Consider the following 22,229-nt stretch of genomic DNA (forward strand, 5'->3'; position numbering starts at 1 on the left):
CGGCCCCTGCCCGCCTTGTGATCAGATCGTCACCGCTGTCTGTGACGGTGAGCGGCCGAACAGGCCGTCGAGGGCGGGCCCACCTGCACAAAGGGGTGCACGGTGTTTGGCGGTCAACAGGCTGCCGCCGTGTTCGGTGTCACCTGGTGCTGGCGAGCTTCACGAGCGCGCTGCGGCCCTTGTAGGACTTGTGGATCTGGACGCGCTCGCCGTACCCGCAAGCCTTTACCTCGTCCGCGTAGTTCCGCCCTTCCGGGGTGATGCGGACTGCCGCGCACCAGGGGTCGCGCCGGGTGTCCTCCACCCATCCGTCGACGTAGAGCATGGGCTGGCCTTCGACCTGGCGGCAGGTCAGGGTCCAGTGGGCCTCTCCGGCGGGGATCTTCGGAGAGTCGGTGTGGGGGCAGGTGGCCGCGCTGGCGGGCGTCGCGGTGGCCATGACCGTGCCACCGAGCAGGAGGGCGGTGGCCAGGAGAGTCCGGAGGGTGGAGACCGGGCGCATGGGTGTCCTTCCGTTGGGCTTGTGTCGACCGTAGGGCCCCGGGCGGAAAGATGATCACCAATGCCACGCAGGGGTGACACAGTGCATCCTTGCGGGTGACCGGCCCGGGGCGGGGTTCACGCGACTCGGGGGACTTTGAGCTGGTCCCAGGCGGTGCGGCCGGGGCAGGCGTCGGCGGCGCCGGTGTGGTCGCGCCGGCGCTGGGCAGCAGGCGTGGCTCTGGCGGTCGGCCTCGCCCCAGCGAAGGCCGGGGCCGAGGTCGGCGGCGAGCGAGCGGGCGGTGTCGACGGCCGGCTCGGAGAAGTCGAGGCCGACGACGCAGGCGGCGCCAGCGTCGGGGGCGTTCTTGAGGCAGCGGGTACGAAGTTCTGCAGGCTGCGGACGCACCTCACTGACCGGCCGGCTCCAGAGGCAGCAGCACGCCCGGGCTCGCCCCGCGCACTCCTTCACGGCCACGTAGTGGCCGCCCACGACGACGCCTGCGGACTCGGGACCGGCCACTGCGGCCGGGGGCAGGGCCGGCCGGGCTCAGGCCCAGGTGACGCCGAGGTCCGTGAGCGCGGTGCGCTGGGCGGGGTTGAGTTTGTCACGGCGCTGTTTGGTGTTGGCATACCAGATGCCGAGCTTGTGCTCATGTGGTTCGCCGTCGACGAGGAGAGTCTCGGTGTGGCCGCGGGCAGGAACAGCGCCTGTCCCTTCGCGGGCGGTGAACTGGGCAAGGGCGGCCAGGCCACGGCGGAAGGCCGCCGGCACCTTCCCCTCCCCCTTCCCTGCCTCTTCGCGGGGGGCGGGTGCCGGTTCGGCGGGCGGGGTAACACCGAGGGCGGTCAGGCGGGCGCGCTGCTCGTCGGAGAGCGCGTCCCAGGCGCGGTGCTGGCGGGTGATCCAGGCGCCGAGGTCGTCGCCGTCATAGACGACGCCGGGAGCGATGACAGGCAGGCGGCCGCCGGGTTCGTCGGCGGCGAGGCGGGCGAGGACGCGGTGGTGGCGCTGCCAGTCCAGCGGCCAGGGACAGTCCCAGTCCAGGTCGATGGCGGCGAGCTGGGCGGCGCGGGTCGCCTCCCGTTCGGGGTCCTTGCCCAGACCGTCGGGGCGGCGGAGGTTGGCGACCAGCCGGCCGATCGCGATGGTGTCCTCGTCAGACTCGCCCCATTCGGCATCTTGGCGGGGAGCGAGGTGACCGTGGGCGCGGTGGTAGGAGCGCAGGGCGGCGAGTTTGGTCTCCCATGCCTCGTCGCCGGGCTCCCAGACCATGCCCTCGGCGTCGAGCTGGTCCTTGCGGTGGGGCTCCAGGGTGCCGGCGCGGAGGTTCTTGCGCTGCTGGTGAATCCAGCGGCCCAGCGGGAACTCCTTCGCCCCGCCAGCGGTGGGGAGGGCAGTGACGGTGTCGTAGGGGACGGCGTACAGGCCCTCGATGCCGTTCTCGGTGCGCCAGCGGCGCAGGGCCTGGTAGCCCTCCAGCCAGACCAGGGACTCGGGCCGGTAGACGCGGGTGCGCAGGAACGCGGCGATCGTGGCCGGGTCGCGGGGTGTGGCGAAGTGCAGGAGGGCGGACTCGACGGCGGCCTGCCTGGCGTTCTCTGCGGTGTCGTGGTCCTGGCCGTCGCCGCCTTCGCCGCCCGGGGCTGTGCCGGCGGGGATGATGCGGCCCTCTTCGTCGCGCTGGAGGTGGGTGGTGCGGTGGTGTTCGCGGCGGGTGAGGGCGCGGGAGGCGATGTCGGCGACGAGGTGTTCGGAGTGGGAGCGCAGGCCGTTGAGGACGGCGACGAGCGGGGCGTAGGAGGCGGAGGCGATCATGTCCTTCGGGTCCTCGTCGGCGTGGAGGAAGACGGGGACGATGATCCGGGCGGTCTTGGCGGTGCCGTCGGGGTTGGGGCGTAGGGCGCGGCCGATGTTCTGGACGATCTCGACCTGGGAGCCGCGGGTGTCGGCGAAGCAGACCGCTTCGACGCCGCGTTCGCCGGTGATGTCGACGCCTTCGCCCAGGACACGGACGGACGCGAGGAACGCGCGGTGGACGCGGCGGTGGTGCTTGTCGATGCCGTTGGCGAACTGGGCGAGCGTTTCGCGGCGCTCGGCGACCTTGTGGTCGCCGCACAGCCACGCCGACCACACCCGGTCCGGGGGGACGTGGCGGCCGGGGTCGAGGTCGTAGAGGCGGGCGCTGATCGAGGAGGCCGGCGTCTTCTCCGCGGCGGCCAGCGCGTCGAGGGACGGCTCGGCGGCATAGAGCTCGGCAGCGGTTTTGGGGAGCTTGGCGGCGAACGCCTCGGCCTCTTCCACCCGGTGGTGGAACGTCATGACGGTCTTGAGGTTGTGGCGGGCGGCGTGTTCCAGGAGCGCGGCCTGGAGCAGCGCGAGCCGGCGGCCGCGCAGTGCTTCCTCGGAGATGCCGAGGATGGGGTCGGGGTCGCGGATCTCCAGCACGTCGATCTCGAAGCCGGCGAGGATCTCCCGGGTGACCGCCTCCGACAGTCCGAGCTCGTGAATCCACTCGCCGTAGACCCCGTCGGGGTCGCTGGCCATCGAAATGACCGGCGGCTGGTCTTCACCGGCACTGGGGCGTGGGGCGGCGAGGATCCGCGGGGTGGCGGTCATGTAGAGGCGGAAGGCGGCGGGGATGCGGGTGTTGTCGTGGATCGCGGCCCACGGGCGGGCCGCGTCACCGACGGTGCCGTGCGCCTCGTCGACGACGGCCAGGTCGAAGCCGTCCAGGCGCTGCCCGTACATCCGCTCGCCGCCCGCCAGGGCCATCTCCAGCGGGCCGCGGATCTTCGCCCGGCCGGTGATGTCCCACGGGTCCTCGCGGTCCACTAGGGAGGCGTACGTCGCGAACACGACGACCGGACCGCTGCCGGCCCACAGGGCGAGCTGGATCGGGTTCGTCGTGACGCGCACCCCCAGAGCTTCGAGGACCTCGTCGCCGTGCAGGGAGCAGACCGCGACCATGGGAGCGGTGTGGCCGACCCGGCGCCAGGCCTGCGCGGTCTGGGCGAGGAGGTCGAGGGTGGGGACCATGACCAGGACCCGGCCGTGGGGGAAGAACTGCCGTGCGGCGGCCGCGGCGGTGATGGTCTTGCCGGAGCCGGTCGCCGAGACGTACGTCGCCCGCTCGCCCTCGGGCCTGGGGGTCCTGGTGTGGGGCCAGCCGAGCCACGCCTGGATCGCGTCCAGGCCGGCCTTCTGATGCTCCCGCAGCTGGATCGTCGTGGTCACGCGACCTGGTCTCCTTCGGGAAGCGGGGACGTCGTGCACGCAGACGTCCTTTGGAGGCTCTCCGGCTTGATCACCGTTTACTCCTGCGGGTCCGGGTCGGCGGGGTGCTCGCGGGCGGTGACGATGATGTTGCGCCAGGAGCTGTGAGACGTGGGCTGGTCGGACTGCCGGCTGAGACGCTCGATCAGCTCTACCTGAGGGGCGCCGGGGTGCTCGGCGATGACCCGGCGTGCGAGGGCCAGGCGGGGGTCGCCGTAGTAGGGGTAGGGCTGGCTGTTGGTGCTGCCGGTGCGGCGGCGGCGGACGGGCTGGGCGGCGGTGATGTCCTTGCGGGTGGTGGCGTAGGTGACGGCGTCGCCGCGGCGCCACTTCGGCCGCTTGCGGGCGACCGGGTCGCCCCATGCGGCCGGTTCGGGGAAGCCCGGGGGCGGCGTGATGGCGGCCTTGGCGACCCAGCTGTGGTCGCGGTGCCCGAGGATCCGGCCGAACTCCGAGGAGCCGATCAGGTCCTCGGGATCGCCGGCCGCGGCCTCCTCGTCGACTTCGGTGCGGATCGAGCGGGCCGAACCCTGCTGCCGGGCGTACCAGTCGGCCCATTCCTGGGCGTCCCAGTACTGGGTGCGGCCGATCCGGGTGGCCGGCGGGTGGCCGTTCGTGTCGCGGGCCGCCCACAGGGAGGCGAGCTTGGCCCGGCTGATGTGGTGTTCCCGGATGAGGTCGTCGCGGCTGCGCAGGTGCGACGGCACCTCGGGGTTGAGCCGGCGCCGGTCCCAAGCCTCCCACTCCTCGGCGTCCCAGAACATGACGCCGCCGATCTTGGTGGGGAGGGGGTCGGGGTGGCCGTTGGTCTCGCGGGCGGCCCACCAGCGTTCCAGCGCGCTCATGGCGTAGCCGTAGCGGTCGTGGATGTCCTGGCGCGACAGCACGTCGCGGCCGTCGATGCTGATCACGATGTCTCCTCGGCGGGGTGCGGCAGGGCCCACGATCGGGCGCTGCCGGGGGTGGAGCGGACGACCGTGAGAATGTCGGCGGCACTCGCGCCGGCGGCCCAGTCCCAGAAATGGGGGTGCTGCTCCTGGTGATGCAGCTCCCAGACGTCGTCGGTGGGGCCGAAGTCGGCGACGGTCAGCGGGACGGCGGGAGGGATGCCGAACCGGTTTCCGGGGCGCAGGTAGACCACGTCGTAGGGCTGGGGCAGGTCGGGGTCGAGGCCGGGCGGGTCGTCTAGCATGGGGTTGTCTCCTCGTGAAGGGGAACACCGGGTCCGGCGCCGTTGCCCTTGTGCGCCGGGCCCACTTTTGTGTCTGCACTCTTGGGGCGGCCGCTCATGGCGGCCGACGCCGGGGGCTGGTCAGGTCAGAGTGATGGGGTCTGTCATGTGCGCCCCGCCGGGGTCACCATCCCCCATTCGGCTCATCTATTGAACCACGAAATGGGTGGGGTGGCCACTGCGGCAGTTACTCTCCCGCCCACCACGGCCCGGAGAACAAGGCGCCCACTCCCCCGGAACCGGAGCCGTGATGGGGGGCCGGCCGGCCCAGGACCGGCCCGCGGCCAGGCCGGCCCGCGCGTGGTCAGGCAGCTGAGTCACGTTCACGGGCCCTTGTCTCTACGGAATGGGCGCGGGAGCGGGTCAGGGGTGGCCGTGATGGAAAGCGGAGACGGACAGGGCTCCGTCGGGGGCGGTCTCGACGCGGGCGGCGAGCTGCGCGAGGACCTGCTCCGGCGTCAGCCCGGTACGCACAGCCGCCTGCTGGAGCGGGGCGGCCTGGGCGGGGGTCAGGCGCAGCTGGACCGCCACAGCCAGACGGTCCTGCCGTACCTGCTCGCGGTGCGCGGCGGCGGCCGCGAGGCGTTCCTCGCGGTGTTGGCCGCGCTCGCGCTCCCACCGGGTGCCGGTCTCGTCGTCGGCCGGCTCGTACATCGCCCGGCCGGTGGTCTCCAGCAGGGTCTGGATCCGCTGCCATTCTGTGTGCTTGGCCGCCCAAGTGTCGGCCAGGCGCTGCATGTCGATCTCCACGCCGGGCAGGTCGGTGCCGCGCCGGAGGGCGCCGCGGGCGTCGGCGGCCGTTTCCCGCGCCCGGGCGGCCGCCTCGGCAGTCCGGGCGGCGATCTGTGCGGTGTCCAGTCCGCCGGCCTGCCGGCGGACGGCGTCGCGCGCGACGTCCTGCGTGCTCCAGATGCTCATCACTCGTCTCCGTCCGGGAACGTGGCCGCCGGCAGGGCGTACAGCGCTTCGAGATCGGCGATCTCCTGCCGCTCGGTCTGGGGTGTCATACAGAGTGGCTTTAATCACGAGTCGTGCTGTCAGTTGTTCACGAGTCTGGGAGTCACCCCGACCCACGGTCGGCGGCTGGACCAAGACCTTCACCGACCCCCGCCTCTGCGCGGCCATCGTCGACCGTCTCACGTTCAACGGCACCATCATCGAGACCGGCACCGACTCCTACCGGCTCGCCTCCACCCGCGCGCGGACCGAAGCACCCCTCCAGACCGGCTGACCGCTGCAGACACCTGCTCGACGTCCCTCCACCGGAGGGACGTCACCGTTGACGCGAAGCATGTCGGCTACAGCCGGTACCAGTCGTCTCCCCCTACACGCAGCGAACGGCCGAGATAGTCGTGCAGGTTGTTGGCCACCCACCTACGGCTGTCGCTCTCGTGCTCCCAGACGAACACGTCTGGGCGCTGCGGCTTCTGCACGAAGGCGAACTGGTCACCGCCTCCGTTGTCACCGAAGAACATGAGGGCATCGAAGGGCATATAGAGCTGGGCGAAGGTCTCATCGGACCAGAAACGCAGATTCTGCTCAACTATCTGATCGACGGCCCAGACAGTGGCCACGTGAGTGCGACCGAGCACCCCGTTGCTCTTTCAAAAGCAGCTGTCTCAGGTCTGCGGGCAGAGCTTGCCCCAGCCGCCTCTCAGCCTCGACGATCTCGGCCGCCTCGGCCGGCTCCCGAAACCCTGCATCAGGAAAGACTTCCAGCACTGACTGTCTCCACATGATCGCGAGCTTAGCCAAGGGTGACGTCACTTCTGGTGAGCATCTGCGGCACCCAAGATCGTCAACTGCTGCCCAACCCGCTGAACAATCGCTGCTTCTTCACGTGGACAGAGCCATACAGAGCAGGACGCACCCGGCGGTGTCACGGCCGGGGCATTCCTCCTGGTGGGGGAAGGTGGCATCGCAGGTGTTGCAGGCGAGCCACTGCGATGCGTGCGGGACGGGGCTCAGCCGGTGACGGCAGACACGGGCCATCTCTCCTCGCCTTCCCTTTCCTTCGGAACGGACGGGGGGTCCTCGGCTCGGTACTGGGCAAGCCCCCGGACCGAGGCGGCATGTCCTCGCTGGTGCTGCCGGGCATCGGCCATGGACGCCAGGACGGTAGAGACAGCGGAGACCGCGTCGGCCCAACCCCGCTCGTACTCCTCACCTCGACCGCCGGGAGCAGCGTCCGCCTCCTCGACGACCCAGCTGTAGGTGCCGGCGATGGCGCCGGCCTCGACGGCGGCGAGCAGGCTGTCCGCCTGGTCGTCGCCGATGCCGGTGGCCGCGAGCACACCGAGCAGCTGCGCCCGGGCGCTGATGCCGCGGGTGGCATGGCCGTGCATCCGGTGCTGGACGGCCTGGTCGTCCTCGGGGGCGGTCACAGGTCGAACTCGATGTGCTCGACGCCCAGCATGCGGACCTCCTCCAGGCTCGCCGCGCGGGTGCCGTGCTGCTGGAAGTACACGTCCTTCAGCGCGTCCGCGACTGCCTGGCGCATCTGCCGCTCGCCGCCGCGTTCCTGGGCGTCGAAGAGGCGGCCGGCGTGGTGCGGGGGCAGGGCGAGGGTGAGGTGGCGCTCGCGGGCCTCGTCGGTCGTGCCGGCCGGGGCGGCGTAGCCGAGCTGGGCGCGCACGTCGATCATCACGCCCTGGCTCGTCGCGGCCGCCTGCTTCGCCTTCGCCCTGACCTTCGGCTGCCATCGTTTGCGGACCTCGCCGGCCATCCGCCCGGCGAGGTCCGGGCGGGGCTTCTTGATCTGGTCCTTCACGTACCGCTCGACCGTGCGCTGGGAGATGCCGAGGAGCTGGGCGACGGCTTTGGTGCCTTTCATCTGCTTGACGAGGAACCGCATCTGGGCGCCCGCGGACTGTGGGGGCTTGCGGGTGAACGCCTTCTCCAGCATCTGGTCCAGTGCCTGGCCGACCGACCTGATCACCATGGGCCTACTCCCCCGAGTCCGGGCCGGCCGTGTCGCCGGACTTGATGTAGCGGGCCAGGTTCAACAGTGGCGCCTGGGCCTGCTCGCGCAGCTGCTCCGCCCACAGCGGCGTCTGCGTGCCCTCGTGCTTGACCATGCCCGGGGACACCCCGATCCGGAACGAGCCAGGGATCGTCTTGCCCTCGGCCGAGTAGGGGAGGACGTCGAGCGGAGACGGACCGCCAGCGGCGTACACCGCGCAGTCGGACAGCACCGCGACCGGGTAGGCGCCCGTGGCGGCCGCGAGGGCGACCATCTTGCGGTGCATACCGATACGGGCGCGGGAGATGACGGCGGCGCGGATGTCGGGGCGCCAAGTCGGGCGGGCCAGCGCGGGCCACGGCTGACCCGGCCGCCAGCCTCCGCCCCGGGCCTTCTCCTGGAGCTTGCCGATCCCGCCCTTCACCGTGTTCTTGATCGCCCCGAGCACGATCGCCGCCTCAGGGTCACGGTCCTTGTAGCCGTCCATCGCGGCCAGGAACTCGGCCGGCGACAGCTTGTCGGCGACGCCGAGGTCGCCCATGGTCGTCATGTAGGCGTCCCGCAGACGCTGATACCAGCCGTCCAGGTAGCGGCCGGCATCCGGGCGGATCCACGCCTCCAGCGGCTGGACCTGGTAGCCGAGCTCGACGGCGTAGGCGACGGTCGGGGTCGCGTACCAGGCCGGGCCGGTGGGGGCCTCGCCGGTGGGGGTGAACGGGCTCGGGAGGAGCTCACCGCGCAACTGTGTCCACTGCTTGCCGACCATGACGCGGTCCAGGTCGACATGGGAAAGGTCGACCAGCCACGAGCCGGGCACCGCCGGATCGAAGGCAGGGTTGACAGTGTGGACGGGCGGGCTGGCCAGGCCAACCGGCAAACCGTTCGCGGCCGCGGCGAAGGCCATGTTCACGTCGATGCCCACCAGATGCGGCTTCAGGCACTCCTCGTCCGTGAGCTCCCGGGCCCAGTCGTACGCCTCCTCGAAGAGACGCTCTTCGGGGCCGCGGACGTGGAAACGGGGCAGGTGCGCGAGGACAGGGTGGCCGTCAACCGCCTCGCACGGCGCGGGGTCGACCGGGTCCTTACCGAGCGAGCCGGGGTTGTGGGCGCTGCGGCGGCGGCCGTCGGCGTCCGGTTCGGAGGCGCGGGTCGGCGGGTGCAGCGCCGTCATCAGTTCCAGGCCGGTCACGGCGGTGGAGCCGCGCGGGGTCATGACGCGGGAGGCGTACAGGCCCAGCGTCCGAGCCAGATCCGCCGGCGGCAGACCGGCGGCATCGGACCACGAACGGGCGTCCAGCGCCCGCCAGGACGGGATGCACAGCTGGACACAGGCCCGCTGACCGCCCTGCGCGGGACGGTAGATTCTCGCCCAGGGGCCGAACCCGCGCCGGGTCAACTGCCACCGGGCGGCGGCCAGCTGCTCCAGGACCGGGTGGTCGGCGGGCAGCCGGCCCGCGTCCCTCTCGTCGTCGCTCAGCTCGACCGGAAGGCCGAAGTACTCCAGCGCCGTCGGGGTCAGAGCGAGCAGCGGGTCCGCATCCCGCCCCCAGGGATCCAGCCGCGCCGCACCCAGACGCGCCTCGGTCAGCGCCCACTCCACCAGTTCGGGCAGGGTCTGGGCGGGGACGTCGAGGACGAGACCGCCGACGCAGTACGCGGACACCTGACCGCCGGCTTCTGCGTCGATGACGGCGAGCGGCCCGTTCAGGAACCGCGCATCCACACCCGCGGACCGCTGGGCAGCCACTGCCGGACGCCCCGTGGCCGCACGTACAGCCGGACGCTTCGGCGCCGACGCCGGACGCGCCGCGCTCGGCCGCGGCCGGACCGCGGGCGCAGCGGAGACCGGGGTGGGGTTGCCTGCGGTCGGCTGCTCCTCGACGACGAAGGTGGGGGCGGGGGTCTTGGTGGCCGGGCGCACCGCACGGGGCGCGGGGTGCTTCTTCGCCCAGCCCTCCAGCAACGCCAGATAGGGGCCGCGTCGGGGCGGACGGGGCTCGCTGCGGCCGGCCTCCCAGTTCTTCACGGTCTGCGGGGTCGTTTCCAGGGCGCGGGCGAGCGCGGCCTGCGTGACACCGGCCGCCTCACGCAGCCGCGCTCGCTCGGCGGGCTCAGGGAACGCCGGCCCTTCGGCCAGCAGCTCCTCCACCGCCTTGAACAGGGCCTCTTCCTTCGGATCCTTCTTCACGCTTCACCTCCAGGGAAACCCTACCAATCTTTACCTTAGATTTTAGGTCAGATTTGAGAGAGCATTATCAAAAGCCCAGGTCAGAGCGCCTCAATCGCAAATCCATTTGGCCAGTACTCGTGCGACGTGCGGCGGAGAGCACCGAGGGCCGGCCGGTCCCGTCACCTCGGCGATGCACCGTGCCCTCGCTGCGGGCGGCCCGCACGCGACGGGGTGTGGGCACCGGCGAATCTCGCTGATCAGCACAAATGTGAGTGGGCATCGCAGTCACATCCCACGTTCGGATTGATCGTTTCCCTGCCAGGTTCCGCCACCTGCTCAGTGAGCGGCGTTATGCAGGTAGAGCGCGGAGAGCCGTGGGAGACGGAGCCGCATCTCTTCGGGGTCGTCGAAGTCGAAGTCTTCGCCCATGTCGTCGGCGTCCTGCTGGCTGTGCTCCTCACAGGAAGTCTTGTAGGCGTCCCATGCCTCGTAGAAGGCGTGGTCGTCGCCAGTAAGGCGCTCGAATGCGTTGCTGGCCGCGTAGTTGGCGGCCTCGTCGAAGACGGCCTCGTCGCGCTGCGCACGGGCTGCATCGATCACGTCGGGATGTTCGGCAAGGCTGTCCGGGCAGGCGGCTGCCTTCTCGTACCAGTCACAGCCCAGGGCGATCAGGCCGGCCCGGAAGTCCATGAAGCTGTCGTCCGAGCATCCGCCACCGATGAGGTAGGCAGCAGCCCACACGTCCCATCTGTACACCGCGTCGTGTACCTCTTCGAAGCGTTCCTGGTAGCTGAGGATGTCGCCCTTGGTGCGGCTGGCCAACTCATCGACCAGGGCCTCGGCGAAGGGCTTGTCCGCCGTGGCGGCCGAGCGTGCCGTTTCGATAACGCCCCAGAACTCGTGCATATCCATGGTCGGGAACCCTGCCACCTGGGTACGACACCCGCGCATTGGGCTGACGAGCGTCAGGCATGCCTGCAGGGCCAGATGTTCGGGCAGGTCCCCCAGGCGAGCCCCGCAGGACCGGACGATGGCGCGCCAGGTGTCAGCGGGAACGGGCCGACCAGCGACTCTCACGGGCGGAGTGCCGGGCAGGCCGGTCGGCCGTCTCCTGCTCACCGCTCGGTGGTAAGCGCAGCCCGAATGCCGCCGGACGGCCGATCAGCACTCGGCGCCAGCGCGCTGCAGGCAGGCTGCCCGGCTGCCCACCACACCCCGGGCTGCACCCCGGCGGGGGTGTGCCGCTGCTGTCGGCAGCGCAGTTCGCCGCGATGAAACTGGTGGGCGCCGGCGTCGATGTCGCCACCCGTTGGCGGGAGGATCTGGATGCGGCGGTCGCCCTGGTGCACGAGCTGGCGACTGGCGGTGAGTTCGGGGTGGACGAGATTCTCGACGAGGCGGTCGATGCTGCGGCGCTGACCGGTCTGCTGGCGCTGGGGAAGGCGCGCAGCGCTCCGGATCCGAGCACGGCGGCCGAGGTCTGGGCGCCGTACCCCACATCGCGCTCGCGGTCGCTCTGGCCTCAACCGGCTTGGACTGAAGGACCGCCCGGCCCGGCCGCCGCCGGGCCGGGGCAGGGTGTTACGGGGCGGGGGTGTAGTGGACGACGGTGGTCTCGCACGTCTCCGCGTACACCTTCAGCGCGTCGGCCTCGGCCTGGTCCGCGGACAGGCCCCAGCGCAGCTTCGTCGCCGTCCACTCCCCCACGTACCGGCAGTGCGCGTCCGGGAGTGGCGGCATCCATTCGGCCGGATCCTTGTCAGCCTTCGCACGGTTGGTGCGTGCGGTGACCGCGACCAGGGAGGTGGAGACGTCCTGATCGTTCGCGTACGCCTCCCGGCGCTTCGCGGTCCAGGCGCTTGCGCCGGAGTCCCACGCCTCGGCGAGGGGGGTCAGGTGGTCGATGTCGAGCTTGCCCGGGTCGGTGACCTCGGCTGCGTCGTAGTAGCTGATCCACCGGCCGCCGGTCAGCTTGCAGCCGGCCCCTACCTCGGGCGCTTCGACTGCCTCGTCGAGGAGGACCTCGGCGCGGGTGTTACAGCCGTCTGCAGGGTCGAGCCCGGTGTTCCAGTGCTTGAACTTGTCGCGGGTGTAGCCGGCGCGGGATTCGTCGGCGATCGGCAGCTGGTCGACCGCGTCGGCCAGGGGCAGCACGACCGCGGCCGCGCGAGCGACTGGCGAGCCGGGGGCTGCGGTGGCGCTGGCCGTGGTGGGGACAGCGAGCGGGGCGAGGGCCAGGAGAAGCGCGGTGGACCCGCGCAGCACGTTCTTGATCACGACCCCAGACACTGCCGGACCAGCAGTGCCTGACACGCCGAAACCCCGGGCGCACGTCCGTCATCCGGGTGGTGGATTCACCGGTGAAACGATCAGGCGCGGAAGGCGGATTGACGCCTCGGCTCTTCCCTGTCCACAGGGTGTTCGGCGGAAGCCCTGCTAGTGGGCTACTCCTCGACCGCCGCGGAACGCTCTTCCCATTCCGGCTGCGGAGGCTTGGTGCCCAGGGCGCGGCGTCGCGACGGCTTCGAGGCTTCCGCCGGGTGCGGGCCGAGGACTCCCCGGCCGCGCAGGGCGTCGAGGTCGGGGAAACCGATACCAGGCAACTCGCGGACCAGGTCGGCCTCGGCGGCGCGAATCGGCTTGGCGGGGCCTGAGCCCAGGGAACGGCGTGCGGGTACGGTCACCCGCGCATCCTAGGTGCATTGACCACAAGCGTTGTTGACACATGGTGCGAAGCTCCGCGGCGTGCGATGCATGTGCTTGAGCGCGTAGGGCGGAGTTCGGGTAGGGGTGCCTACTGGTTCTTGTCTGCTGCGGTGCTGGAAGCGTGCACTTAGTCCATGTCGAGGCTGTGCGCCTGGTGGATGAGGTTGTCGAGTGCTACCTCGGGCAGGGCGCCGGCCTGACGGAAGATGGCGATCTGTTCGCGCACGATCATGAGGGTGGGTATCGACGTGATCTCGAATGCCTGCGCCAGTTCTCGCTGTGCCTCGGTGTCGACCTTGGCGAAGACGACGCCCTCGTGCTTGTCCGAGACCTGCTCGAAGACGGGCCCGAACTTGCGGCAAGGTCCGCACCATTCGGCCCAGAAATCGATGATCACGAAGTTGTTTCCGGAGATGACCTCGTTGAAGTTGTCCGCGGTCAGCTCGATGGTGCTCATGGGTGCTACTCCTGCATGTGCTCGGAGGTATCGGGTTGCGCTGGGGCGCTGCGCGGCCGTCGGGCACACCGTGAGGTCGCGGTGTGCCCGACGGCCGTCTGCCGTGCGGGATGCGTCGTGCTCCGTCCGCACGGAGTTCCTGCGAGGTCAGCGAGCGGCGACGTTGTCCGCGACCCCGGTCTCGGGGGCTGCCTTGGCGTCGGGCTCGAGGGGTGTGGTGTTCTTCGGGCCGCGCAGGGCGACGTAGAGGAGCAGGGCGGCCATGACAGCGGCGCCGACCCACATGGATTGTTGCCAGCCGTCGACGAAGGACTGCTGCGCGGCGTGGATCAGATCCTGGGTGTGGCCGCCGGTGGTGGGCGCGACCTCGATGGCGTTGGCGATGCCCTCGCGTGCGGTGTCCGCGGCTTCGTTGGGGATGTCGTCGAGCTTGCCGTCGATGGCGCTGCGGTAGCCATTGGCCAGGAGCGCGCCGAGCATTGCGACGCCCAGGGCGGTGCCGAATTCGCGGGTGACGTCGTTGAGTGCGGAGGCAACACCCTGTTTGGCGCGGGGCAGGGAGCTGGTGATGGCCTCGGTGGACGGCGTCATTGAGAGACCCATGCCGATGCCCATGGCGAGCATGCCGGCCAGGATGGACAGGTAACCGCCGTCGACGGACACGAACAGTGCCATCAGCGCCAGGCCGAGCGTGGCCAGGGCGACGCCGGCGGTCATGGTGGGGCGGGCGCCGATCTTGGCGGCCATCTTCGGGGCCATGCCGGAGGCCATCATCATCATGACGGCCATCGGCATCATCGCCACGGTGGACAGCAGTCCGGACCAGCCGAGTACGGCCTGGAAGAACGGGAAGAGGACGACGGCGATGCCGGCCTGGACGCCGAAGACGACGAGCAGGGTGATGGAGCCGCTGGCCAGGCCGCGCTCGCGGAAGAGGCGCACGTCCAGCAGGGATGCGTCGCGGCGGTGCAGCTCCCAGGCCACGAAGGTGATGACGGCGACGACGCCGACGGCCAGGCTGGCCAGGGTGATGGGGGCGGTCCAGCCGCGCTCGGGGCCTTCCTGCAGGACGAAGATGAGTCCGATCACGGCGATGGTGGAGACCAGGGCGCCGATGGTGTCGAAGGAATGGGTGGAGCGTTCGCGGGAGTTGGGCACCGACTTCACTGTCATCGCCAGCGCGACGACGACCAGGACCACGGGCAGCACGAATAGCCAGCGCCAGTCGGCGACGTCGACCAGCAGGGCGGAGAGGAACATGCCGAGGATGCCGCCGCCTCCGGCGACGCCGGTCCACACGCCGATCGCCTTGCCGCGCTCCTCCTCGGGGAAGGTGGAGGTGATGACGGCGAGCGTGATCGGCATGATCATCGCGGCACTGATGCCGGCGGCCACGCGCGCGGCAATCATGACCCCGGCCGACGGGGCGAATCCCGCGACGACGCTGGCGGCGCCGAAAATGATCAGGCCGGTGATCAGCATGGGCTTACGGCCAAGACGGTCACCGACGGCGCCGAGCGGCAGCAGCAGGGCGGCCAGGGCGAGGGTGTAGATATTGATGATCCACAGGACGGTGTTCTGGGAGGCGCCGAACTCGACGGCCATGTGGGTCTGGGCGACGTTCAGCCCGGATACGGAGGCGATGACGGCCATCAGCGCGATCGATACGGTGATCAGGATCGCGCGCAGCTGACGCGCATCCGGCGTTCCCCCGCCGCCTACCGGCGCGGCCGCCGTCTGATGAGGCTGATTGATACTCATGGTTTCCTTCCCAAAAGGGCATGCGGGATCAGCGCCGGGACAGGGCCGGTCGCTAGGTTGGTGAGATAGGGACGTGCTCACCGCGCGGACTGCTGGATGGCGGTCGCGCGGTTCTTCCGCTGCGGGGCTTACGTGTCAGCCGCTGGTCTTTTGTGCGGCGGCGAGCGCGGCGTCGGTGTCCGCAGCGGCCAGCAGGGCGTTGATGTGGGAGCCGGCCAGGGCTCCGGCCGCGCCGGAAGCGCCAACCTGGGCGGTGAGGTCGGTGACGTTGCCGGCCACCCACACGCCCGGAATCTCGGTGGTGCCGGCCATGGCGGAGGCGAAGCGGCGGCCCATGTTGTCGGGCAGGTCCTCCATCGGCAGCATCAGCCCGTCCAGGCCCTCCGTGCGGGCCTGCATCTGAGTTGCCACGGCCAGAATCCGCCGCGCCACGAAAGTACCGTCGGTCAGGCGGACGCCGGCAAGGGCACCGTCGTCATCGTTGACGACTTCTTTGACCTCGGTCTCGATGATGCGGATGTTGCGGGCGGCGAAGCGGGCGCGGGTGTCCGTGTCCAGCTCGGTGCCGTTCGTGAAGTAGATGAGGTCATCTGTCAGCTGGCGGAACAGCCAGGAGTGGTGGACGGAGGCGGGGCCGGTGGAGAGGATGCCGATGGGCTTGTCGCGCACCTCCCAGCCGTGGCAGTAGGGGCAGTGCACCACGCTGTGGCCCCAGTGCTCGGCCAGGCCGGGCACCTCCGGAAGCACGTCGCGCAGACCGGTGGCCACCAGCACCCGGCGCGCCGTCAGCGTACGGCCGTCGGCCAAAGTGACGGTGAACCGCAGATCACCGGCCGCTGAGGGGGCGGCGGGTTCGGCCCCGGATACTTCCCCGAAGACGATCCGGCCGCCGTACTGGCGTACCTGCTCACGTCCGCGCTGGAGGATCTCGAGGGGCGGGGTGCCGTCGAGGACGATGAAGCCGTGCATGGCTGCTGCGGGGGCGTTGCGCGGGATACCACTGTCGATAACGACGACCGAGCGGCGCGAGCGGGCCAGCATCAGCGCGCCGTTCAGGCCCGCGGCGCCGCCGCCGATCACCACGACGTCCACGGTCTCGGTGGGCAGTGCGTCGCTCTCGTAGTGGGAAGTCTGCGCAGACATCTCGCGCCCTTTCGTCGTACCTGGCCCCCGGTGCTGGACCATCTGTATTCGACGTTAAGCCCGCATTGCATCAAGGGCATACAGTGTTGCCTATGACGCAAGAAGATGGGCAGCTGGACAGCCTCGTACGCAAACGGATCCGCGCGCTGCGTGTCGCACAGGGCTGGTCCCTGGAGGAACTGGCCACCCGGGCCAACCTCAGCCAGTCCTCACTGAGCCGCATCGAGAACGGTCAGCGCCGCCTCGCCCTGGACCAGCTCGTCACCCTCGCCCGCGCCCTGGACACCACCTTGGACCAGCTCGTGGAGAACGCCGCCGACGACGTTGTCATCAGCCCGATGATCGACGGCACGCATGGTCTGATGCGCTGGCCCATAAAGGGCGACCCCGGCATGAGCGTGATGCGCCAGCGGATGACCGACCCGCCGCCCGACAACCCGGCCCGCATGCGCGCCCACCCCGGCCGCGAATGGCTCGTCGTGCTGTCCGGCACCGCCATCCTCATGCTCGGCCACCGGCGCTTTCGCATCGAGACCAACCAGGCCGCCGAGTTCCCCACCATGATGCCGCATGCCATCGGCGCCGAGGGCGGACCATGCGAGATCATGGGCATCTTCGACCGAGACGCCCGCCGCGGCCACCAGAAGGACACCAGCGCCGACGGCTCCGAAGCCGACTGCGGGGGCGCCCAGGGGCCCTGCGAATAACAGGCCGCAGCCCTGCCAGAAACCCACGGCACGGTGGGCGATATTGCGTGATAGGCAGCACACCAAGCCACCTTCTTGCGCATTCCGCAAGCACTCGTGCTGCAGACGCATGTCGAGTTTACGGTGAAGCCATGCCCCCAACGCATCAGCACACCCCCCACCACGGCGAAAGCGGTCACCACCCTGGCCACAACAGCGATCGCGGTCAGGCGGAGATCCTCGATCTGGATGCCGAGGTGCTCGCCGAGCACATTGCGTCCATCACCGCCTGGCTGCCGCTAAAGAGCGAACCGCGCCAGATAGTGGACCTGGGCTGCGGTACCGGCGCGGGAACTTTCGCGCTCCTCGAGCGTTTCCCCGATGCGCACGTCACCGCCGTCGACACCTCAGCCGTGCACCTCCAGCTCCTGCGCGAGAAGGCACGCGCCCGCGGTAGCGAGGGGAGCATCCGGACCGTGCAGGCCGACCTCGACGCCGATCACTGGCCCGACCTCGGCACGCCGGATCTGGTGTGGGCCTCGGCCTCGATGCACCACATGGCCAACCCCGACCGCGCCCTGACGAGCGTCCATGAACTGCTCGCACCCGGCGGACTGTTCGCCGTCGTCGAGCTCGCAGGCTTCCCCCGCTTCCTGCCCGCAGGTGCCCCGGAGAGCCGGCCCGGACTCGAGGAGCGCGCACATGCCGCGACCGACAGCTTCCACGCCGAGCACGTTCCGCACCGCGGCGCCGACTGGGGCCTGATACTGACAGCCGCCGGCTTCACCGTCGAGGACGAGCGCACCATCACCGTCAACATCGAAGGTGCGCGCAGCGAAGCGATCGGCCGCTACGCCTACGGCAGCCTGCAGCGCATCCGCGGCGTCGCCGCACCCGCCCTCAGCCACGAGGACCTCGCCGCACTCGACGAACTCCTGGACACCAGCAGCCCGAACAGCCTTCTGCAGCGTGAGGACCTCGCCGTACGCACCGAGCGCACCGTCTGGGCCGCCCGCCGCGCCTGAACACCCGGCCAGGCACGCCTGGTTGCCTGCCGGGCAGCCTCACACCCAATTACTTGCCTCATACGCAACCACCGCCTGCGCAGCACTATGGGCTTCGTTGGGCTGAGCAACCATGCCCGCGCACGCCCGCGCAGTGCTGTCGCCGCGACCCCTCAGCGCGGCGGAAAGGAAACGGAGCATCATGACTGCACCGCAGATCCCCGTCGAATACGAAGCCTGGCGCCAGGGCCGGTGGGAAGAGATCGCCGGAGCGAACGGCAAGGCCACCGTCGTCGCCAACGCCAAGATCACTGACCCGGGCCCTCTCACGCTTCCCGGCATCCCCGGCGAATGGCGCACCACCGAAGCAGGCGACCTGACCGTGACGGCCAAGGCCGGCGACGGCGTACAGGTAGCCGGCAGCCTCGTCGACGGAACGAGCCCCGTTCCCTCCGGCGGCTCCCTGGAATTCCCTGACAACCGGGTCGGCTACGCCAGTGGCGCGGATGGCTCCTACGGCCTGGTCGTCATGGACCACGGCCGCGTCGAGCGCACCGGACTCACCGGCATCGACACCTTCCCCTACGACCCCACCTGGGTCTTCGAAGGCCAGTACCGAGCAGCTCCCGAAGGGCGTCGCATCGAAGTGGGGCGGTTGACCAGCCCACCCAGCACCGAAGCCATCCTGGCGCCCGTCGACCTGGCCGTGACCATCGATGACACCGAATACGTCCTGGCCGTCCTGCAGGACTTCCCCGGCCAGCGACTGGTGATCTTCACCGACGAGACCAACGGCGATTCGACGCCGCCGATCGGCCGCTGGCTGGTGCTGCCGCTCCTGGAACCCGGCAGCACCCTGACGGTCGACTTCAACAAGGCCACGCTCTCGCACCACCACCTGAACCCGGATGTATTCGTCTGTCCGCTCTCGCCGCCTGGCAACCACCTGCCGATCCGAATCGAGGTCGGCGAACGCGCGCTGATCCACGCCGCTGTCGGCCAGAGCTGATCTGCCTCACTCCTGCCGGAACCCATCACTCGTATCGAAGGAAGACCGCATGAGCCAGGACCTGAAGGACAAGGCCGTCACCTACCTCCGCGCACTGGAGAACCGCGACTGGAAGACCGCTCGTGCCCTGTGCGCCGAGACGGCCATCGTCTGGCACAACGACGGCAAGGGCGAGCAGTCCATCGAGGAGAACATCGCCGGAATGGAAGGGCAGATCGAATCCATCGAATCGATGCGCTACGACATCCTGCGCCAGCTCTCCCAGCCGGGCGAAGTCCTCCAGCAGCACGTGGTCCACGTCGCCACCACCAACGGCATGCGCGGCGAGGTCCACGCCGCCGTCTACTTCGGCTTCGACGACGCCGGACAGATCAAACGCATTGAGGAGTACGCCAACTTCATCCCGGTTGGCGGTCAGGACGGCTGACGGCGACACCACGGCGCACAGTGCGCAGCGCTCAACCTCGAAGGGGCCCACCTGCTGCCCGGGGCCGTCGACCACCGGTTCGACGGCCCCGGGCAGTAGCAACCGCGCTCGACGGGCAGCCGCCCATCAGCCGTGTCAACAACCCTGCGGGTCAATACACCTAGGCCGGGCAGCCCCGGCGCCTCGCACACCCATTCCGCGGCGGCGCGAGCGGCGGCCCCTCCAGCCGAAAACCGGGCCGCCCCCTGCACCGAGCGCAGGGGGCGGCGGGCTTGGCAGCCGGGTTGTCACCGCAGGCGTACGCAGAGCGGTCGTCCGAGGTCGCGGAACTCGACGCATACCCGGGTGCCTACCGGGTGCTGCGGGCCGGTCCGGCCGTCCCGGCCCCAGCTGGTCTCCACAAAGTTCGTGCCAGGGGCCGGGTGCTTCGCCTGCTTCCAGCCGGTCGCGGCTGTCATACGGCCGCCGGGGCGCTGGTAGAGCCACCGGGCTTGCGCCGTGGGCTTGTTGGTCGCCATGGAGGCGTACACCCAAGCGACACCGCGATCCGCCGAGCGTCCCTTGTGCCAGTGCTTCACCACGATGCCCGGCGAACACTCGCCCCGGCCCTCCGAGCGGCATGCGTTCTGCCGGTCGTACTTGTACGTCGCCGCCGACGCCGGCGTGGTGCCGGCACCCGCCAGGAGTAAGGCCAGGGCGGTGGTTACCGCAGAGCTCAGGATTCGCTTCATGATCAGCCAACCGCCGGGGAGCCGTGCCGGAGACGCTGCCGCCGCGTACACCACACGTCCGGGTGAGCTGATCGACGGGCAACCGCGCGAGGTCAGCGGCCGTAGGCGGTGCCCATGGCCGCCCATTGGTCGTAGGCGTCGCGCATCAGCCGCATTCCGGCCGCCTCCCTCTCCTGTGCCGGACCGCCGTGGGGCCGTGCGTTCACGAGGACTCCGTCCCTTCGGCCGTCGTGCCCGCCGCCGCGCGCGGGACGTACGGGCCCGCGGGGTACTCCCGGTCACCCGGCTTGTAGAACGCGCGCAGCGCGTCGTACTCCGCCTGCAGCGGGTCCGCCGGCAGCCCATTCTTCACGACCGACCCGTACGGCAGTCCTTCCCGGTCGGTGTGGATGACGGCCCGGTACTCCCGCCCGCCGGGCGCGTGCTCGGAGGCCATGGTGAATCCGACCAGCCGGTGCTTGTGGAACACCCGGAACTGGGTGTTGGTGCGGTCGATCACGCCGCCGTAGTGCACGGTCAGCCCGAGTTCCGGCCAGCCGGCCGCCTCCGGCCCGAGCAGCGGGGCCAGTTCACCCGCGGGCACCGGTCCCCGCTTGCGCTCGGTGGGGACCGTCCCGAGAATCCCGTCGGCCTCGCCCCGCACCACCGCCCCCGCCGTGGTATTCACGAAGGACTGCACCGGGATCGAGCCAAGCAGCACGGCGGTGCCGTCGAGATTTGCCGGGCCGTGCGTGCCCCACTCCTGCCAGGTCCAGCCGTCCGCGGTCGGGGCGAAGCCGAGTTCGGCGAGTGCGGCAATCCGGTCGGCCGGGCTCGGCAGGGTCCCGGCGTCCGTCGCGGCGAGGAGATCGGTGCGCGGCGGAAGCGCGGCGCTCCGTCCCCGCGCGTCCGTGACCCCCGCGACCCACAGAGCCCAGGCGCCGTCAGGGTTTTGGACCAGGTGAGCCGAAAGAGCTTTTGTCATCCCCGACCTACTTTCCGGACCGTCACGTCCCGTGCGCGGCCCGCGCGTTGGTGTCCTTCGATTCCGGCAACGTATCGGCAAACACCCGACCGGCGCCGGTCGTTCGAACCCCTTGCCCGAACTCCAACTCCAAAGCTAGAGTTGGCACAAGGCAAACAATGCAGAAAGGAATGCAACCCATGCCCACCTTCTCCTATGTGGTGCAGCAGAGCCACGACCAGGGGACCACGTGGACCCCCGGACCCGTCACTCCCGCCGGCCCCAAGTGGGACGATGAGGACGCCGCCCGGCTCGCCTCCGAGATCCTCGACCAGACGTACCGGCAGATCCTCCGCGGCGACGGCTCCGTGTCCGTCCCGCTCCTCCAGGTCCTCGTTTGGGCCGGACCCGCCCAGGGCGCCCCCCTCGCCACCTCGTCCACCGGCACCGACCGGCAGTGGCGGGCCACCGGCGACCTCATCGAGGAAATCGCCAACGACATCCGCCACCACGAGAACGAGAAGAAGCGGCACGAGGCCGAGGCCGCCAGCGCCCAGACCGCCATCAACAACGCCAAGGCCCGGCTGGCCAACCTCGTCCGCAGCGCCGCCCGCATGCAGATGCCCCAGGTCGACATCGCCCACCGCGCCGGCCGCAGCCGCGAGTGGGTCCGCAAGACCGTCGCCTGAACCGCTCGGAACCAGGAAGCGCCCGCCCTCACCCCCGAAGGCGGGCGCTCCGGCATTCAGGGGCCGCTGTCGGACGGGTCCGGGACCATCCGGGAATGGACGACGTGAAGGCATCCGCGGTCTACCGGCTCTTCGACGAGCATGGGGCGCTCCTCTACATCGGCGTGACCCGTGATCCGGCCTCGCGCTGGAAGGACCATCGCAAGGAGATGTTCTGGTGGCGGGAGGTCACCGACAAGCGCTTGACCTGGTACGCCACCCATGAGGAGGGGTGGGCGGCCGAGTCCCACGCCATCCGGACCGAAGGCCCCCGGTACAACAAGAGCTCGTGGCCGAACATGGCTCCGCAGCTCCCGCCCGGAGTGCCTCCGCAGCCCTGCGGAACGCGCATCGCCTACCAGCACCGCGAGACCCGGGTCGGCTACCGCATCCAGTGGTACCAGTGGCGGCTCACCCTCCAGGACGCGCTGGAGACGATCCGGGAGGAGGAAGCGCCCGGGCCGCAGGAGGGTGAGCCGACTGGCGGCTGAGGACCGTTCGGCCACCGGTGGTC

Annotated in this window: 23 protein-coding genes and 2 pseudogenes; 7 read left to right on the plus strand and 18 right to left on the minus strand. The window is 70.3% G+C overall.

The window, feature by feature from the left end; translation table 11 throughout:
• Positions 1 to 139: 139 nt before the first annotated feature.
• The 6 genes and pseudogenes from ABFY03_RS00455 to ABFY03_RS00480 form a co-directional block, all read right to left on the minus strand.
• On the minus strand, positions 140 to 502 hold the full coding sequence (locus tag ABFY03_RS00455) for a hypothetical protein (protein WP_346168739.1): 363 nt from the start codon (positions 500 to 502) through the stop codon (positions 140 to 142).
• A 246-nt stretch (positions 503 to 748) separates the two neighbouring features.
• Positions 749 to 832 (minus strand): annotated as a pseudogene (locus tag ABFY03_RS00460) (SAM-dependent methyltransferase); the annotation flags it as partial.
• A gap of 198 nt (positions 833 to 1,030) precedes the next feature.
• Positions 1,031 to 3,718, minus strand: coding sequence for a DEAD/DEAH box helicase (locus tag ABFY03_RS00465; protein WP_346168740.1), 2,688 nt, complete (start codon positions 3,716 to 3,718; stop codon positions 1,031 to 1,033).
• Positions 3,719 to 3,795: 77 nt separating this feature from the next.
• Complete coding sequence (locus ABFY03_RS00470; RefSeq protein WP_346168741.1) at positions 3,796 to 4,668, minus strand: hypothetical protein; 873 nt, start codon at positions 4,666 to 4,668, stop codon at positions 3,796 to 3,798.
• Positions 4,665 to 4,949, minus strand: a complete 285-nt coding sequence (locus ABFY03_RS00475) for a DUF6211 family protein (protein WP_346168742.1) — start codon at positions 4,947 to 4,949, stop codon at positions 4,665 to 4,667. Before ABFY03_RS00475 ends, ABFY03_RS00470 begins: the two co-directional genes overlap by 4 nt.
• Positions 4,950 to 5,351: 402 nt before the next feature.
• Positions 5,352 to 5,906 carry a hypothetical protein gene (locus ABFY03_RS00480; protein WP_346168743.1) on the minus strand — a complete coding sequence of 185 codons (555 nt, stop codon included), beginning with the start codon at positions 5,904 to 5,906 and terminating at the stop codon, positions 5,352 to 5,354.
• Between the two features lie 163 nt (positions 5,907 to 6,069).
• On the opposite strand from ABFY03_RS00480, the pseudogene ABFY03_RS00485 reads away from it, so the two are divergent.
• Positions 6,070 to 6,219 (plus strand): annotated as a pseudogene (locus ABFY03_RS00485) (ATP-binding protein); the annotation flags it as partial.
• 67 nt (positions 6,220 to 6,286) lie between these two features.
• Here ABFY03_RS00485 and ABFY03_RS00490 read toward each other — a convergent pair.
• From ABFY03_RS00490 to ABFY03_RS00535, 10 genes are all read right to left on the minus strand, one after another.
• Positions 6,287 to 6,562 (minus strand): SMI1/KNR4 family protein, encoded by a 276-nt coding sequence (locus tag ABFY03_RS00490; protein ID WP_346168744.1) that lies wholly within the window; start codon positions 6,560 to 6,562, stop codon positions 6,287 to 6,289.
• A 390-nt stretch (positions 6,563 to 6,952) separates the two neighbouring features.
• Positions 6,953 to 7,372, minus strand: coding sequence for a hypothetical protein (locus ABFY03_RS00495; protein WP_346168745.1), 420 nt, complete (start codon positions 7,370 to 7,372; stop codon positions 6,953 to 6,955).
• Positions 7,369 to 7,923, minus strand: coding sequence for a telomere-protecting terminal protein Tpg (gene tpg, locus ABFY03_RS00500; RefSeq protein WP_386723504.1), 555 nt, complete (start codon positions 7,921 to 7,923; stop codon positions 7,369 to 7,371). Before tpg ends, ABFY03_RS00495 begins: the two co-directional genes overlap by 4 nt.
• A 10-nt stretch (positions 7,924 to 7,933) precedes the next feature.
• Positions 7,934 to 10,138 (minus strand): telomere-associated protein Tap, encoded by a 2,205-nt coding sequence (gene tap / locus ABFY03_RS00505; protein WP_346168747.1) that lies wholly within the window; start codon positions 10,136 to 10,138, stop codon positions 7,934 to 7,936.
• A gap of 318 nt (positions 10,139 to 10,456) precedes the next feature.
• Positions 10,457 to 11,032, minus strand: coding sequence for a DUF4240 domain-containing protein (locus ABFY03_RS00510; protein WP_346168748.1), 576 nt, complete (start codon positions 11,030 to 11,032; stop codon positions 10,457 to 10,459).
• Positions 11,033 to 11,701: 669 nt separating this feature from the next.
• Positions 11,702 to 12,397, minus strand: coding sequence for an HNH endonuclease family protein (locus tag ABFY03_RS00515; RefSeq protein ID WP_346168749.1), 696 nt, complete (start codon positions 12,395 to 12,397; stop codon positions 11,702 to 11,704).
• A gap of 167 nt (positions 12,398 to 12,564) precedes the next feature.
• The gene (locus ABFY03_RS00520) at positions 12,565 to 12,804 is read right to left on the minus strand and encodes a hypothetical protein (protein WP_346168750.1); all 240 of its coding nucleotides are present in this window, start codon (positions 12,802 to 12,804) and stop codon (positions 12,565 to 12,567) included.
• A gap of 149 nt (positions 12,805 to 12,953) precedes the next feature.
• Positions 12,954 to 13,283 carry a thioredoxin gene (gene trxA, locus ABFY03_RS00525; RefSeq protein WP_346168751.1) on the minus strand — a complete coding sequence of 110 codons (330 nt, stop codon included), beginning with the start codon at positions 13,281 to 13,283 and terminating at the stop codon, positions 12,954 to 12,956.
• A 147-nt stretch (positions 13,284 to 13,430) separates the two neighbouring features.
• Positions 13,431 to 15,044: an MFS transporter gene (locus ABFY03_RS00530; protein WP_280846906.1), complete on the minus strand. Its 1,614-nt coding sequence runs from the start codon at positions 15,042 to 15,044 to the stop codon at positions 13,431 to 13,433.
• Between the two features lie 135 nt (positions 15,045 to 15,179).
• Positions 15,180 to 16,187 (minus strand): NAD(P)/FAD-dependent oxidoreductase, encoded by a 1,008-nt coding sequence (locus ABFY03_RS00535; protein WP_346168752.1) that lies wholly within the window; start codon positions 16,185 to 16,187, stop codon positions 15,180 to 15,182.
• A gap of 92 nt (positions 16,188 to 16,279) precedes the next feature.
• On the opposite strand from ABFY03_RS00535, the gene ABFY03_RS00540 reads away from it, so the two are divergent.
• The 4 genes from ABFY03_RS00540 to ABFY03_RS00555 all read left to right on the plus strand — a co-directional run bounded on the left by ABFY03_RS00540 (position 16,280) and on the right by ABFY03_RS00555 (position 19,313).
• Positions 16,280 to 16,894: an XRE family transcriptional regulator gene (locus tag ABFY03_RS00540; protein WP_280846904.1), complete on the plus strand. Its 615-nt coding sequence runs from the start codon at positions 16,280 to 16,282 to the stop codon at positions 16,892 to 16,894.
• Between the two features lie 131 nt (positions 16,895 to 17,025).
• Complete coding sequence (locus ABFY03_RS00545) at positions 17,026 to 17,898, plus strand: class I SAM-dependent methyltransferase (RefSeq protein WP_346168753.1); 873 nt, start codon at positions 17,026 to 17,028, stop codon at positions 17,896 to 17,898.
• A 181-nt stretch (positions 17,899 to 18,079) separates the two neighbouring features.
• Complete coding sequence (locus ABFY03_RS00550) at positions 18,080 to 18,886, plus strand: DUF1684 domain-containing protein (protein ID WP_346168754.1); 807 nt, start codon at positions 18,080 to 18,082, stop codon at positions 18,884 to 18,886.
• A 49-nt stretch (positions 18,887 to 18,935) separates the two neighbouring features.
• Positions 18,936 to 19,313, plus strand: a complete 378-nt coding sequence (locus ABFY03_RS00555; protein WP_280846901.1) for a nuclear transport factor 2 family protein — start codon at positions 18,936 to 18,938, stop codon at positions 19,311 to 19,313.
• A 287-nt stretch (positions 19,314 to 19,600) separates the two neighbouring features.
• On the opposite strand, the gene ABFY03_RS00560 is transcribed toward ABFY03_RS00555, so the two are convergent.
• Both ABFY03_RS00560 and ABFY03_RS00565 read right to left on the minus strand, forming a co-directional pair.
• Positions 19,601 to 20,044, minus strand: coding sequence for a hypothetical protein (locus ABFY03_RS00560; RefSeq protein WP_346168755.1), 444 nt, complete (start codon positions 20,042 to 20,044; stop codon positions 19,601 to 19,603).
• A gap of 202 nt (positions 20,045 to 20,246) precedes the next feature.
• Positions 20,247 to 21,008, minus strand: a complete 762-nt coding sequence (locus ABFY03_RS00565) for a DUF6303 family protein (protein ID WP_346168756.1) — start codon at positions 21,006 to 21,008, stop codon at positions 20,247 to 20,249.
• A gap of 179 nt (positions 21,009 to 21,187) precedes the next feature.
• Here ABFY03_RS00565 and ABFY03_RS00570 point away from each other — a divergent pair, with 179 nt between their 5' ends.
• Positions 21,188 to 21,676, plus strand: coding sequence for a hypothetical protein (locus tag ABFY03_RS00570; RefSeq protein WP_346168757.1), 489 nt, complete (start codon positions 21,188 to 21,190; stop codon positions 21,674 to 21,676).
• A gap of 95 nt (positions 21,677 to 21,771) precedes the next feature.
• Complete coding sequence (locus ABFY03_RS00575) at positions 21,772 to 22,206, plus strand: GIY-YIG nuclease family protein (RefSeq protein WP_346168758.1); 435 nt, start codon at positions 21,772 to 21,774, stop codon at positions 22,204 to 22,206.
• Positions 22,207 to 22,229 lie beyond the last annotated feature (23 nt).

It is taken from the genome of Streptomyces roseofulvus, from assembly GCF_039534915.1.
Taxonomy (GTDB): Bacteria; Actinomycetota; Actinomycetes; order Streptomycetales; family Streptomycetaceae; genus Streptomyces; species Streptomyces roseofulvus.